The sequence below is a fragment of the Mesorhizobium sp. M5C.F.Ca.ET.164.01.1.1 genome, from assembly GCF_004792125.1.
Classification (GTDB): domain Bacteria; phylum Pseudomonadota; class Alphaproteobacteria; order Rhizobiales; family Rhizobiaceae; genus Mesorhizobium; species Mesorhizobium wenxiniae.
On the sequence record NZ_SRTG01000001.1, the window covers coordinates 684,363 to 698,061 of the forward strand.

The 13,699-nt window shown below is 63.6% G+C and carries 12 protein-coding genes; 5 read left to right on the plus strand and 7 right to left on the minus strand.

Annotated elements, in window-relative coordinates; all coding sequences use genetic code 11:
- Positions 1 to 67 precede the first annotated feature (67 nt).
- The 4 genes from EN807_RS03265 to gcvA all read right to left on the minus strand — a co-directional run bounded on the left by EN807_RS03265 (position 68) and on the right by gcvA (position 5,520).
- Positions 68 to 1,372: an ABC transporter substrate-binding protein gene (locus EN807_RS03265; protein ID WP_135933864.1), complete on the minus strand. Its 1,305-nt coding sequence runs from the start codon at positions 1,370 to 1,372 to the stop codon at positions 68 to 70.
- Between the two features lie 165 nt (positions 1,373 to 1,537).
- Positions 1,538 to 2,947 (minus strand): hypothetical protein, encoded by a 1,410-nt coding sequence (locus EN807_RS03270; RefSeq protein WP_246684006.1) that lies wholly within the window; start codon positions 2,945 to 2,947, stop codon positions 1,538 to 1,540.
- A 54-nt stretch (positions 2,948 to 3,001) separates the two neighbouring features.
- On the minus strand, positions 3,002 to 4,306 hold the full coding sequence (pncB, locus tag EN807_RS03275; RefSeq protein WP_135933866.1) for a nicotinate phosphoribosyltransferase: 1,305 nt from the start codon (positions 4,304 to 4,306) through the stop codon (positions 3,002 to 3,004).
- Between the two features lie 239 nt (positions 4,307 to 4,545).
- Positions 4,546 to 5,520 (minus strand): transcriptional regulator GcvA, encoded by a 975-nt coding sequence (gene gcvA / locus EN807_RS03280; RefSeq protein ID WP_128344525.1) that lies wholly within the window; start codon positions 5,518 to 5,520, stop codon positions 4,546 to 4,548.
- Between the two features lie 231 nt (positions 5,521 to 5,751).
- On the opposite strand from gcvA, the gene speB reads away from it, so the two are divergent.
- The 4 genes from speB to EN807_RS03300 all read left to right on the plus strand — a co-directional run bounded on the left by speB (position 5,752) and on the right by EN807_RS03300 (position 9,096).
- Complete coding sequence (gene speB, locus EN807_RS03285; protein WP_065011701.1) at positions 5,752 to 6,813, plus strand: agmatinase; 1,062 nt, start codon at positions 5,752 to 5,754, stop codon at positions 6,811 to 6,813.
- Positions 6,814 to 6,961: 148 nt separating this feature from the next.
- Complete coding sequence (locus EN807_RS03290; protein ID WP_135933867.1) at positions 6,962 to 7,765, plus strand: transporter substrate-binding domain-containing protein; 804 nt, start codon at positions 6,962 to 6,964, stop codon at positions 7,763 to 7,765.
- A 21-nt stretch (positions 7,766 to 7,786) separates the two neighbouring features.
- Entirely contained in the window at positions 7,787 to 8,455 is a 669-nt protein-coding gene (locus EN807_RS03295; RefSeq protein WP_135933868.1) for an amino acid ABC transporter permease, read from the plus strand.
- Positions 8,452 to 9,096 (plus strand): amino acid ABC transporter permease, encoded by a 645-nt coding sequence (locus tag EN807_RS03300; RefSeq protein ID WP_135933869.1) that lies wholly within the window; start codon positions 8,452 to 8,454, stop codon positions 9,094 to 9,096. Before EN807_RS03295 ends, EN807_RS03300 begins: the two co-directional genes overlap by 4 nt.
- Positions 9,097 to 9,126: 30 nt before the next feature.
- Here the strand turns inward: EN807_RS03300 and EN807_RS03305 are convergent, their stop codons facing one another.
- On the minus strand, positions 9,127 to 10,530 hold the full coding sequence (locus tag EN807_RS03305; protein ID WP_135933870.1) for an MATE family efflux transporter: 1,404 nt from the start codon (positions 10,528 to 10,530) through the stop codon (positions 9,127 to 9,129).
- Positions 10,531 to 10,812: 282 nt separating this feature from the next.
- On the opposite strand from EN807_RS03305, the gene EN807_RS03310 reads away from it, so the two are divergent.
- On the plus strand, positions 10,813 to 11,391 hold the full coding sequence (locus tag EN807_RS03310) for a histidine phosphatase family protein (RefSeq protein ID WP_135933871.1): 579 nt from the start codon (positions 10,813 to 10,815) through the stop codon (positions 11,389 to 11,391).
- Positions 11,392 to 11,417: 26 nt separating this feature from the next.
- On the opposite strand, the gene EN807_RS03315 is transcribed toward EN807_RS03310, so the two are convergent.
- Together EN807_RS03315 and EN807_RS03320 are read right to left on the minus strand one after the other, a co-directional pair.
- Positions 11,418 to 13,004, minus strand: coding sequence for an FGGY-family carbohydrate kinase (locus tag EN807_RS03315; protein WP_135933872.1), 1,587 nt, complete (start codon positions 13,002 to 13,004; stop codon positions 11,418 to 11,420).
- Positions 13,001 to 13,684, minus strand: a complete 684-nt coding sequence (locus tag EN807_RS03320) for an HAD-IA family hydrolase (protein ID WP_065011644.1) — start codon at positions 13,682 to 13,684, stop codon at positions 13,001 to 13,003. Before EN807_RS03320 ends, EN807_RS03315 begins: the two co-directional genes overlap by 4 nt.
- Positions 13,685 to 13,699 lie beyond the last annotated feature (15 nt).

Consider the following 13,699-nt stretch of genomic DNA (forward strand, 5'->3'; position numbering starts at 1 on the left):
GAGGGGGAGATGTCCGGCAGGACAGAGGGGGGTGGCTCGAAGCGCACCACGGCTAAAACAGCTAAGCTCACAGCGCCTGGGTCGTGTAATCCCCTTCCGGCTCATAGAGGCCGTCCTCGATCTTGGTCTTGTGGACGACGTTCAGCCGGCCGCCTTCGACCTTGGAGATGTTCTGGATGCCAAAACACTGATGGATCTTGCCGTTGAAGGTCTTCGGCCCTTGCGGATGCTCGGGGCCCTCGGCGAACTCGGTCAAGGCCTCGGTCGCCTCGACCAGCTTGGAGCGGTCTTCCGGACCCTTGTAGCCGGCATCCTCCATCGCCTTCTTGACGACATAGAGCGTTTCCCAGCAGCCGAACATGTGCGCGGCGGTGGAGACATCCTTCGGATCGCCGACGGCAGCGCCATTGTCGTCGATGCCGACGGCGGCGCGATAGGCCTTCTGCGCGGCGGAATCGTTGGGCTGCGCGTAGCGCGGCGAGCCTTCCCAGAAATGGCTGCCGTCGAGGAATTCGAGGCCGGGGCTGTTGATGTCGGTGGCTTCGAGCGAATCGATGAAGCCGAACAGCTGCGGCCGGTTGGAGCCATAGAACTCGCCGAGTTCCTTGACGAAGGTGAGCACCGCCGGACCGACCATGACGTGGTAGATCACCTCGGTCTCGGCTGGGATCTGCGGGAAGTATTTGGTGAAGGACGATTCCGTCGGCGGGATGGCGATCTGGGCAATGACTTCGGCGCCTTGCGCCTTCAGCGCCGGCGGCAGGTAGTCGCGATGGTCGTAGCCGAAGGCGAAATCTGGGAATATCTGCGTCACCTTCTTGCCGGCATTCGCCGCGATCCACGGCGCCATCGCCTGGATCTGGCTCTTCACGTCGGTGATGCCAGGCTGGAAGACGTAGCGGTTGAGCTTGGTCGAGGCGACGTGGTGGCCTTCGCTGACGACGAAATAGGGCATCTTGGCCTCGCCGGCGGCCGGCGCCGAGCCGATGACGACATGCGAAAACAGCGTGCCGTAAACGATGTCGGTCTTGTGCTGGGTGGCGAATTTGCCGACCACTTCGGCGCCGCGGCCGGGATCGGTGCCGTCATCCTCGATGACCACCTCGACCGGCCGGCCGTTGATGCCGCCGGCTTCGTTGATCGCCTTGACCGCGGCGGCGGTGGTCCTCTCGTACCAGCGACCATAGGCGGCGCCGATGCCGGTGCGGTGGGACTGGAAGCCGATCTTTATCGGCGCCGAGCTTTGCGCCTGGCTGTAACGCACGAACCCGGGCGCGACGGCAAGGCCGGCGCCCGCGGCCAACCCCTTCAGCGCCGTGCGGCGGGTGAGACCGGTGTTGGAGAGATCCAAAAACCCATTCTTGTCAGTCACGGCAGTTCCCCTTGTTTTTGAGTTTTGACCAATGGCTGTAGCGAAGCGGGCCACTCTGGTAAGAGCGCCGAAATTGCATGTGTACAAACTAAATCATCAAAGCCCTGATGTGGCAAGCGGGCTTTCCCCAAGGATCAATCGACGCCATCGAGCCGGGCTTTTGTCTCATCCGACTGAAGGCGTGGCAAGTAACCACAGGCCGAAGACCGTATAGGCGATCATCAGCACGGTGAGCGGAAACTGGCTGAGCGCGGCGCGAGCGGGAACCGGGTGCAATCGCCAGGCGAGGCCATGGGCAATGAGCACGGCGAGCATGTGGCCGGCGATGATGACGCCGGCCTGGAGATTCCACAGCCACCATGCCGAGCCGGCGCCGGCGGCCACGCCGGCTTCGATCTGCATGCCGGCGGTGCCGAGCAGGTTCCAGCCCAGCGCAAACGGGTCGGAAAGAGCGGCGATGGCGTATTGGCCATCGACCAGCAGCGCCGTCAGGTAATGCGCGACATGGTAGGCGAGCGCGATCGGCACGATCGACCAGACCAGCAGCCCTGCGGCCTGACTGAGGGAATGCGGGCTGCCGGCAAGACGCTGGCCAAGCACAATCGCAAGGATGAATGCGGCCGCAAGCAGGACGAACATCAGCACCAGCCCGAAGGTGCCGATGCCGATCACCGCCGTGCGGCCTGGAAACTCCAGCGGATTGAGGCCGAACAGGCCGAACCAGAAGAAGGTTTTCGACAGGCCATCGAAGGAGACCGACGACAGCACAAGCAGCAGGAAAGCAATGCCGCTGAGCGACAGCGGCGCGGCATCGCTGAGCTTGGCGCCCGGCCAGCACAGACTGAGCCGACCGCCTTCACTGCGCTCGACTTCATTGCGCTGAAGGAGGGCGAATCGTGCAATCATGGCGAAGAAGACGGCCAGGAACTCGCCTCGCCGGCTCCAGTCGCGGTAGCCGAACACCAGCATGGCGGCAAAACTCAGCAGCCAATAGAAGCCGGCGGCCCAGGCGAGCCGCGCCGGGTCGTCGGGCGCCGGGTCGATCAGCTCGAACCAGGCGAAGGCGAAGAACAGCACGACGGCCGGCCAGCAGCCAAGCCACGGAGGCGGGCGCCATGTCTGCCGCTTGCCGAACAGGCGGGAAATGACACGCCAAGGCCCGTACCATGGGTTCAGCCATGACCAGAGATTGCCGAGCAGCCCCTGCAGCAAAACCAGCCCAACCCAGAGCAGCGTCCAGATGGCCAGCGGCATCGGGTTGGAAAGCGGATCGCGGCTGCCGAACAAGCCGGCCGCAACAAGAATTGCAAAGCCGGCAAAGGATATCAGGCTGACGATTGCCCGTGCGCCGTCGCCGAATGCGAAAAGCGGCAGGCGCCGCCGCCAGAAGTGGGCGGGAAAGTCTGACGGCAGCAGCGCCAGGACGAGAAAGCTGGCGGCAACGGCAAGCGCGCCGCCGGCGACGTAGTAGCCCGTCGGCAGAAGCAGGACGTGGCCGCGATCGGAGGCATGGGCGAAGGCGGGGGTGGGCGGGAGGAGGATCAATGAAGCCGCAAAGGATATTGCTATTGCCAAGCGGCAGCGCTCCACGGCGAAGGAACTCATGCTATCCAAGAGTTCCCTCGCCCCTCACACCTTGACCAGTTGCTCCACGCGGTCTTTCTCGCCAAATATACGCAAATAGCGTTCGATCTCTTTCTCGTCGCCGGTGCCCTTGGCTGGATTATCCGACAGCTTGACCGCCGGGCGGCCATTGGCCTCGGTGACCTTGCAGACCAGCGAGATGGCGTCGAGCCGGTTGGTGTTGGTCGGCGCGCAGCCTTCGAAATCATTGGTCAGGTTGGTTCCCCAGCCGAAGGACATGCGCACCTTGCCGCGGAAGTGGCGGTAGGTTTCCTCGATGGTCTCGACCTCGAGCCCGTCGGAGAAGATGAGCAGCTTTTGCCTGGGGTCCTTGCCCTTTTCACGCCACCAGGAAAGGATCTTCTCGCCGCCCTCGATCGGCGGCGCGCTGTCGGGACGAAAGCCGGTCCAGTCGGCGACCCAGTCCGGCGCATCGCGCAGAAACGAAGCGGTGCCGAAAGCATCGGGCAGCACGATCAGCAGATTGCCGCCATAGTAGCGCTGCCAGTCCTGCAGCACCTTGTAGGGCGACTGCTTCAACTCCTTTTCGGAATTGGCGAGGGCGGCGAGCACCATCGGCAATTCATGCGCATTGGTGCCGAGCGCCTCGAGGTCGTTATCCATGGCCAAAAGCACGTTGGAGGTGCCGGTGAAAGCCTCGCCGATGCCTTCCTTCAGCGCTTCGACGCACCAGCGCTGCCACAGGAAGGAATGGCGGCGGCGCGTGCCGAAGTCCGAAATGCGGATATCCGGCAGCGCTTTCAGCCGCTCCGTCTTGGCCCACATTTTGGCCTTGGCGCGGGCATAGAGCACGTCGAGCGCGAACGGGCCGAACGCCCGCATGGCCGCGCGGGATCGGAGTTCATTGATAATTGCCAGCGCCGGGATCTCCCACAGCGTCGTGTACATCCACGGACCGCTGAAAGTGAGCTCGTACTGGCCATCGCGCCTGGAAAGCACGTATTCCGGCAGCTGGAAATTTTCAAGCCAGGCGAGGAATTCCGGTTCGAAGATCTGCTTGCGGCCATAGAAGGTATTGCCGCCGAGCCAGATCATCTCTTTCTTGGAGAAGCGCAAGGTGCGGGCATGGTCGAGCTGATCGCGCAGCTCCGCTTCGTCGATCTCGTCGGCAAGGCGAACCGAAGTGGTGCGGTTGATCAGCGAGAAGGTGGTGTCGATCCTGGGATACATGCCCCAGATCATCTGCAGCATCAGCAGCTTGTAGAAATCAGTGTCGAGCAGGCTGCGGACGATCGGGTCGAGCTTCCAGGTGTGGTTGTAGACGCGCCGCGCTATATCGGTCTTAGTCATGTCTCGATGCCGCCTTCACTGCTCGCTCCTAGATCGGTTCAGTTTCTGGATAGAAACGCTGAACCGCTCTAAATTTGTTTTCACGCAATTCCGAACGGAAAACCGCTGCGCACTTTTCCTGGAATTGCTTTAGCGAAATGCCTCTTAGCATTGAATTTTTGAAAGCGCCTCCCGCTTTGCGGGCTGGCCCGACAAAAAGAAAAGCCGGCGGCAAGCATGCGGCTTCGGCAATCGCGGTCTCAGGAAGCGGTCTTGGCGCCGACCACTCGGAGCGCCGGGCGCTTCCGGCGGATGCCGATGCGGCCCGCCACCGGCGCATCGGCGCGGCCGTCGGCCTGTTCTTTCTCGGCAAACAGCCAGTCGATGAACAGCTGCACGATCGGTGCCGACCTCATCTCGTTGCGACAGACGACGTAGAAATCGTCGACCGCCGGCACCGACAGGCTGAACGGCGCGACAAGCAGTCCCCTGGCGAGCAGCCCGCTTGCAGTCACAGTATCGCCAAGCGCCACGCCGTGACCATGAACCGCCGCCTCACTCGCCATGCGCGCGTCGCCGAGATGGTGCCGGCGGCCGCGCTCCAGATCGAGCGCATCGGCGGCGGCCAGCCAGGTGTGCCACTCGCGGCCGTCGTCGCCATGCAGGAAGACGTGGTCGGCGAGATCGCGCACGGTGCGGATCGGACGGTTGTTGATCAGCGTCGGGCTGACCACCGGGAACAGTTCGAGACCCGACCATTTGCGCATCCAGCAATCGGTCCAGCTGCCGTCGCCATAGTGCACGCAGACGTCGATATGTGGCGCGCGGACGTCCTTGGCGTCATTGGACGGGATCAGCGTCAGCCTGATGTCCGGATATTGCGAGGTGAAGCTGCCGAGCCGCGGGATCATCCACAGCAACAGCAGCGCCGGCACGCAGGATACCGAGAGGGCGCCGGTGCTCGCCGGCCTTGTCATGCGCTGCGTGGCGGCGGCGATGCCGTCGAAGGCGGTCGACACCGCCGGCAGCAATTCGGCCCCGTGCGGCGTCAGCTTCACCCGCTGACCGGCGCGCTCGAACAGCTTGACGCCAAGCGACTGTTCGAGCGCCTTGATCTGATGACTGATGGCGCCGTGGGTGACGTTGAGCTCAGCCGCCGCCTTGGTCAGCGAGGCATGGCGCGCTGTTGCCTCGAAGGCGCGCAGCGGATTCAGGGGAGGCAGACGCTTGGCCATCGGAGCCTCAAAGGAGCACGATCCCGAAAAATGGAACAGGTCTACGGGTACGACCTGCTCAACATAATGTGAGATTTTCTCACAGCAAAGACACTAACAATATCAATTGATTTTTCAAAGCAGCTGCAAGACACTTTGGGTCGAACAGCATCAAGACGTGAAATCCGCAGGCAGCCGGCAGGACGGCGACCGTCATTGATGGCCGCTCCGCACCAGCCATGGAGGACCGACATGGGTTATGATCGCGGCAAGCTCGAAGCCTTGCGCCGCAAATATGGCGAAAGCCATGGCGGCGAGATGTTCGACCCCAAATTCCGGCGCGTCGCCGACAAGATCTTCTCCAAGAGCGGCACGCGGCTGGCGCCCTATTCCGGCATCCCGACCTTCCTCGCCGCGCCTTACCGGGAAATTGCCGCCGACAACCCTGATTTCGGCGATCTGCAGGTGGCGATGATCGGCGTGCCGATGGACCTTGGCGTGACCAACCGGCCGGGCGCCCGCTTCGGGCCAAGGGCGCTGCGCGCCATCGAGCGCATCGGCCCCTACAACCACGTGCTGGAATGCGCGCCGACACACGAGCTGAAGGTGGCCGACATCGGCGACGTGCCATTCCAGAGCCGCTACCGGCTGGAAACCAGCCATGACGACATCGAGCGTCGCACGAACCAGATCGTCGATGCCGGCGTAATCCCGCTATCGGTCGGCGGCGATCATTCGATCAGCCATCCGATCCTGAAGGCTGTCGGCAAAAAAGCGCCGGTCGGCATGATCCATATCGACGCCCACTGCGACACCAGCGGCTTGTTCGACATGACCAAGTTCCACCATGGCGGGCCGTTCCGCAACGCGGTGCTGGACGGGGTGCTGGATCCGTCGCGGACCATCCAGATCGGCATCCGCGGCTCGGCCGAGTATCTGTGGGAGTTCACCTACGAATCCGGCATGACCGTCGTGCATGCCGAAGAGGTGACCGGCCTCGGCATGCCCGCCATCATCGCGAAGGCGCGCCAGATCGTCGGCGATGGCCCGACCTATGTGTCCTTCGACATCGACAGCATCGACCCGGCATTCGCGCCCGGCACCGGCACGCCGGAAGTCGGCGGGCTGACGACGCGGGAGGTGCTTGAACTGCTGCGCGGCCTGAAGGGCCTCAACATCGTCGGCGGCGACGTCGTCGAGGTGGCGCCGCAATATGACGCGACCACCAACACGGCCCATGCCGGCGCGCAGGTGCTGTTCGAGATCCTCAGCCTGATGGTCTTCAGCCCGGCGATCTCAGGCAAGGGGGCCTGACGCATTCAGACCATGATCCCGACGGCGGACACCGGTTTGTTGCTCCGCTGACCTACAGATCATGTCCAATCAGAAGTTCCAAGGCGAGCGCCGCGCTGGAGCCGGCGGCCGCTTTCCAAACAAACAAGCTTCCAGCAGGGGAACGACAATGGCACTTCATATGAAGCTCAAATCATCCATCGCCGGCGTGCTGATGCTCGCCGGCTTTGGTCTTGCCACCCAGGCCGCCAATGCCGACGCGGTCGACGACATCACCAAGGCCGGCGCCATCAATGTCGGCATTTTCTCCGACTTTCCGCCCTTCTCCTCGGCCAGTGCCGATATGAGCATCAAGGGCTATGACATCGACGTGGCGCAGTATATTGCCGATTCCTTGAAGGTGAAGCTCAACCTGGTCAGCGTCACCGGCCAGAACCGCATTCCGTATCTTACCGACAAGCGCGTCGATGTCCTGATGAGCGTCGGCTACTCCAAGGAGCGTGAGCAGGTGATCGATTTCGCCGCCGCCTACGCGCCCTACTATATCGCCGTGATCGGCCCGGCCGCGCTCAAGGTCGAAGACAAGGACGACCTCGCCGACAAGTCGATCGCCGTCAACCGCGGCACGCTGGAAGATACGTCGCTGACCGAGGCAGCACCCGCCTCGGCCGATATCCGCCGTTTCGACAACTACAATTCCGTCATCCAGGCCTTCATCTCGGGCCAGACCCAGTTGATGGTCGTCGGCAACGATGTCGGCGCCCAGGTGCTCGCCCGCCAGGAGGCGCTGAAGCCGGAGCAGAAATTCCAACTCCTCACCTCGCCCTCGCATATCGGCCTCAACAAGAACGAGGATCGCCTGAAGCAGGCGGTCAACGACGCGGTCGCCAAGATGCTGGCCGACGGCAAGCTGGACGAGAGCTCGCAAAGCTGGCTGAAGACTCCGCTCAATCCCGACAACCTCAAGGATTGATCTCCGGGGTAGGGACCTATCATGGGCTACAGCCTCGACTTCGGCTGGCTAGCCGATGCCACAGGCGCGATCGCGCGAGGGGCGGCCACGACGATCCTTTTGATCGCGGTGACCACACTGGCGGGAACGTTCCTCAGCATCCTCGGCGCGGCAGGGCGGCGAAACGGGCCCCTGCTGCTCAAGCGGGCGATCGGCGTCTATGTCGAAATTATCAGGAACACGCCTTTCCTGGTGCAGCTGTTCTTCATCTTCTTCGGGCTGCCCAGCATCGGCATAAGGCTCGATCCGCTGCTGGCCGCCATGCTGGCAATGACGCTCAACATGGCGGCCTACACGATCGAGATCGTCGGCGCCGGGCTCGACGCGGTGCCGCGCGGGCAGACGGAAGCAGCACTGGCGCTTGGGCTCAGGCCACGTCAGGTGTTCGTCAAGATCGTGCTGCCGCAGGCGCTCAAGGTGATCTATCCGGCGCTGACCAGCCAGATCATCATCATGATGCTGGAGTCGGCGGTGGTGTCGCAGATCGCGGTGCGCGAACTGACCTACGAGGCCGACATGCTGCAGGCGCGCACCTTCCGCGCATTCGAGACGTATTTCGTGGTGACGATCGTCTATCTCCTTCTGTCGATGGGGCTGCGCCGGCTGCTGGTCAGCGGCGGCCGCCGCGCTCTGGGAGCCGGCGTGTCATGATCGAATTCACCTTCTGGGACATCGTCCGAAACCTTGTCCTCGCCGCGCGCTGGACGGTGCTTCTGTCGCTGGCGGCTTTCGTCGGCGGCGGCGTGGTCGGGATGCTTGTGCTGTTGTTCCGGATCGCCAAGAATAAATGGGCGCGGCGGCTTGCATCGGGCTACATCGCGCTTTTTCAGGGAACGCCGCTGCTCATGCAGCTCTTCCTGATGTTCTTCGGCCTGCCGATGCTGGGCTTGCGCATTGAACCGTGGACCGCCGCAGCGCTTGGCCTCACCTTTTTCGCCAGCGCCTATCTCGCCGAGATCTGGCGCGGCGGCGTCGATGCGCTGCCGCGCGGCCAGTGGGATGCCGGCGCCAGCCTCGGCCTCCACTATCTGCAGGAACTCCGGCTGATCATCCTGCCGCAGGCGTTCTCGATCACCCGTGCGCCGACTGTCGGTTTCCTGGTGCAGCTGATCAAGTCGACGGCGCTGACCTCGATCATCGGTTTCGAGGAACTGGTCAGGACATCCAACGCGATCAACAATGCGACCTTCCAACCCTTCACCGTCTATGGGCTGGTGGCGCTGATCTTCTTCGTCATGTGTTTTCCGCTGACGCAATATGCACGCAGGCTTGAACGCGCGGCGGCCCGCTGAGTCGCACCGGTCGACCGTCGGGATTCTGCTTCAATGCCCAAAGGAGAGCGGCGGCGCGATTCTATCGCGCCGCAGCCAGCGGGCCAGAAGCAGCGCCGCCACCACCGCCAGCCCTAACGACAGGCCGATCCAGATGCCGACGCCGTCGAGGCCGGAATAGAAGGCGAGCAGCACGCCCAGCGGCAGGCCGATACCCCAATATCCGATCGCGGCATAGATCATCGGCACCTTGGTGTCGTGCAGGCCGCGCAGCATGCCGGCGGCAACCGCTTGCGCGCCGTCGAAAATCTGGAACAGCGCGGCAAAGGCCAGGAACGACACGGCAAGCCCGATCACCCTGGCATTGGCCGGTTCACCAAGATTGATGAAGGCGCTGATCAGCAGCTGCGGCCACAGGATCATCACCAGCCCCATCAGCGCCATGAACGAGACGCCGATGACAAAGGCGGTCCAGCCGGCGCGGGAAACCCCTTCCGGATTGCCGGCACCATGTGCGAGCCCGACGCGCACCGTCGCCGCCTGGTTGAGACCGAGCGGCACCATGAAGCTGACCGAGGCGATCTGGATGGCGATGGCATGCGCCGCGAGCGATGCCGCGTCGATCAGGCCCATCAGAAGGGCTGCCGCGTTGAAGATCGTCACTTCGAAGGCGAGGAGACCGGCGATCGGCAGGCCGAGCCGCAGCAGGCCCTTGAAGCGCGGCCAGTCGGCCCGCCAGAAGCGCCCGAACAGCTGATAACGGCGAAACTTCGGCTCAAGCATCACCACCGCCGCCATGCCGACGAACATCAGCGTGCTGGACAGCGTGGTGGCGAGGCCGGAGCCGGCGATGCCCATCGAAGGAGCGCCGAGATTGCCGAACATGAACACCCAGTTGAAGAAGACATTGCAGGCGACGGCAACGAAGACGATGACCAGCGCCCAACCCGGCCGCTCCAGCGCCGAGATAAACGAGCGCAGGACGATATAGCCGTAGAAGGGCAGCACCGCCCATTCGAGCCAGCGCAGGTAGATGCCGGCCTGACGTGCCAGCGCCGGTTCCTGGCCCATGGCCAGCAATACGGCCTCGCCGTACCAGAGAAATATCCAGATCGGGATTGAGATAAGGATCGCCAGCCACAGGCCCTGCCGCACGGTGCGGCGCAGATCGCGCACCGAGTGACGACGGCGGCCGAGTTCCGTGGCGATCATCGGCGAGGTCGCCAGCATCAGGCCAAGCCCGAAGATCAGCGGCATGAAATAGAGGTTGGCGCCGAGCGCACCGCTGGCCAGCGTGTCCGGACCCAGCCGCCCCATCATCATAACGTCGGTGGCGGTCATCGCGGTCTGGCCGAGATTGGTGAGCACCATCGGCCAGGCGAGCGCCAGCGTCGCCCTGATTTCCTGACGCCAAAGATTTTCCGGCGCGCGAGCGCCGGCTTCGATCGCAGACATTTTTCGCCTATCCGATTGCGGCGCGTCGGCAAAAGGCCGGAAGCCGCGTCTCAGCGCGGAAAACAGCCGTGATCGGCCCGGATTCCGCATTAACAGCCCGGCTTGTCTACGAAATGGGCAGCTATGGCAAGAGGCTGACTCAGAGGAAGAGTTGAGCCAGAGCGTACGGTCTCATTCCGCCTATTTTGGCCCGCTTGTTTGGAGAGAGCGCAGAAGCCGCTATGGTTGCGTCGCTGACCTGACGAGCAGGCAAGATATCGGATTCCATCGAAAGGCATGCGGATGAGCGCGTTTCCCGAAATCTATCTGGTTCGGCATGGCGAGACGGAATGGAGCGCGTCGGGAAAGCACACCGGCCTGACCGACATACCGCTGACGCCGGCCGGCGAGGAGGCCGCCGGGCGGGTAGCTGAGCGGTTGCAGGGCCTTTCGTTCCAGGCTGTCTGGTCGAGCCCGTCGCAGCGCGCCTTCAAGACTTGTACGCTGGCCGGCTTCGGTTCGGCCGGCGTGAAGAAGGCCGATCTGGCGGAATGGGATTACGGCGCTTACGAGGGGCTGACCACAAAGCAGATCCTCATCGAACGCCCCGGCTGGCGTCTCTTTCGTGACGGCTGCCCTGATGGCGAGGCGGCAGAGGACGTCGGCGCAAGGGCGGATCGGATCGTCGACGAGTTGCGTGGCGTCAACGGCAATGTCCTGGTGTTTTCGAGCTCTCATTTCCTGCGGGTGCTGGCTGCGCGCTGGCTCGGCCTGCCGCCGCAAAATGGCGCTCTGTTCGTGCTGGATACCGCCAGCACAAGCGTACTCGGCTATGAGCACGACCTTAGCGAACCAATTATCCGGCGATGGAACCAGAGATAGCAGACGCTTTACAGGCTTGTTCGCGTCTATCTGATCGCGTCCAGCGCCTGCCTCTGCCGGTGCATCTCCAAAAACACACGATAGTCGCGGTCGAACCGGCCGGCGGCCGCCGAATTGGGCTCTCGCGTCTTGCCGCCTTGCTGCATGGCGACGCAGGCGGCGTTCAAATCGGGAAAAAGGCCAGCGGCCGTGGCGGCGATCATGCCGGTGCCGAGCAACACGGCCTCATCGGCCAGCGGCTCGACCACCGTGCAGCCGGTGGCGTCGGCATAAAGCTCCATCAGCAGCAGGTTCTTGGTGTGGCCGCCGGTGACATGCAGCGTGTCGATCAGATAGCCGTTCTCGTTCAGGGCTTCCAGCACATGGCGCACGCCTAGCGCAATGCTTACGGCGGTGCGCCAATAGAGCTTGCACAAGCTGTCGAAGGAGGAATCCAGCGTCAGCCCGCTGATGACGCCGACGGCATGCGGGTCGGCGAGCGGCGAGCGGTTGCCGTGGAAATCCGGAAGCACATGCAGCCTTGCCGCAAGACTGTCGCCCTCGACGGTGCGCAGTTCGGCAACGCGCCGAGCGATCCTGGCGTGCATGGCGGCATCCGGCTCACCGCCGGCGCCGTGCCAGCGGATGATGTGATCGAGCAGCGCGCCGGTGGCTGACTGGCCGCCTTCCGACAGCCAAAGGCTGGGGAGCGCAGCGCCATAATACGGGCCCCAGACGCCGGCAAAGGGTTGCGGGTCGGGCGACATCGCCATGACGCAGCTCGAGGTGCCGGCGATCAGCGCCAGATGCCGGCCGATGTTGGTTTCATCGCCGGCAAAGCCGCCGAGCACGCCGAGCGCGCCGGCATAGGCGTCGATGACGCCGGCGCCGACCCGGCATTTTTCGGTCAGGCCAAGCTCAGCCGCAGCTTCCGCACCCAGCAGGCCGAGATCGGCGCCGACCGGGCTGGCCTTGTCAGGCAGATTGCCATGCTCGAAAAGATCGCCGAGCCCGACCGCTTGGAAGAAGTCGTGCCGCCAGCCGGTCTCTTCATGCGCCAGATAGGTCCATTTGGCGGTCAGCGTACATTGCGAGCGGGCGAGCGAACCGGTCGCCTTCCAACTGAGAAAGTCGGCTAGGTCGAATAGATAGCCGGCTTCGTTCCATGTTCCGGGCAGGTTGCGCTTCAGCCACATCAGCTTCGGCGTCTCCATTTCGGGCGACATGACGCCGCCGATATAGTCGAGCACGGCATGGCGGCTTTCGGTGCATTCATCGGCCTCGGCAATGGCGCGGTGATCGAGCCAGACGATGGTGTCCCAGCGCCTGTCGCCCGACACCGAGACGCTGAGCTGGCCACCATCCTTGCCCCGCACCACCAGCGAGCAGGTCGCGTCGAAGGAGATGCCGACAATGTCCTCCGCTGCCGCGCCGGCTTTTTCGCGGGCGGCGCGCACGGCTATGCAGACCGCCGACCAGATATCCTGCGAATCGTGTTCGGCCTGGTCGGCCTTCGGCCGGTTCATGGCGATCGGGTGCTCGGCGCGACCGAGCAAGGTGCCTCCGGTGTCGAGAATGCCCGCACGGGCGCTCCCGGTGCCGACATCGACCGCGCAAACGAAACTGTTCGTCAAGGTGTTCTTGCTCTCGCTCCCAGGCCTGCAATCAGATCGGGCAATTGCAGCATGTCAGCGAATATAAAGTCCGGTTCACTCGACGCAAGCCGCGCTTTCAGTGCCGGGTTGCCGGCATGCGAACCGCCGGTGAAGGCAAGGACGCGCATGCCCGCCGCCCGTGCCGCCGCGACGCCGGCGGGGCTGTCCTCGACGACGAGACAATTTTGCGGGATTGCCCCCATGTTGGCGGCTGCGTGGAGAAAAAGGTCCGGCGCCGGCTTGCCCCGCGCCACCATGGCGGCGCTGAACAGATGCGGCTCGAGCAGCCCGAGCAGCCCGGTGACGTCGAGCGCATAGCGGATGCGGTCCAGCGTGCCGGAGGAAGCAACGCAGCATGGCATGGCGAGCCTCGGCAGAACCTGCCCGATGCCGGGAATCGGTTTCAGCTCCTCGCGAAATTTGCGCATCAGCTCGACGCGCATCTCGCTCAGGTGCTGGTCGGTGATATCAAGTCCGAAGTCGCGGCCGAGGATTTCGCGGACGTTTTTCATGCTCTTGCCGAGGAAATGCTCATAGGCGGCGTCCTCGCTGACACTGCCGCCGGCGAGCGTGATCATGCTAAGCAGCGCCGAAACGGACAGCCCCTCGCTGTCGACCAGCACGCCATCGCAGTCGAAAATGACCAGGTCAGGCGTCATGGGCATTGAGCCGAT

Excerpts from the sequence above, each read along its gene's own strand:
- gcvA (WP_128344525.1), bottom strand. The coding sequence starts at position 5,520 with ATGGCCAAGCGTCTGCCTCCCCTGAATCCGCTGCGCGCCTTCGAGGCA.
- EN807_RS03305 (WP_135933870.1), bottom strand. The coding sequence starts at position 10,530 with ATGTCTGCGATCGAAGCCGGCGCTCGCGCGCCGGAAAATCTTTGGCGT.
- pncB (WP_135933866.1), bottom strand. The coding sequence starts at position 4,306 with ATGACTAAGACCGATATAGCGCGGCGCGTCTACAACCACACCTGGAAG.
- EN807_RS03290 (WP_135933867.1), top strand. The coding sequence starts at position 6,962 with ATGGCACTTCATATGAAGCTCAAATCATCCATCGCCGGCGTGCTGATG.
- EN807_RS03310 (WP_135933871.1), top strand. The coding sequence starts at position 10,813 with ATGAGCGCGTTTCCCGAAATCTATCTGGTTCGGCATGGCGAGACGGAA.
- speB (WP_065011701.1), top strand. The coding sequence starts at position 5,752 with ATGGGTTATGATCGCGGCAAGCTCGAAGCCTTGCGCCGCAAATATGGC.
- EN807_RS03320 (WP_065011644.1), bottom strand. The coding sequence starts at position 13,684 with ATGACGCCTGACCTGGTCATTTTCGACTGCGATGGCGTGCTGGTCGAC.
- EN807_RS03300 (WP_135933869.1), top strand. The coding sequence starts at position 8,452 with ATGATCGAATTCACCTTCTGGGACATCGTCCGAAACCTTGTCCTCGCC.
- EN807_RS03295 (WP_135933868.1), top strand. The coding sequence starts at position 7,787 with ATGGGCTACAGCCTCGACTTCGGCTGGCTAGCCGATGCCACAGGCGCG.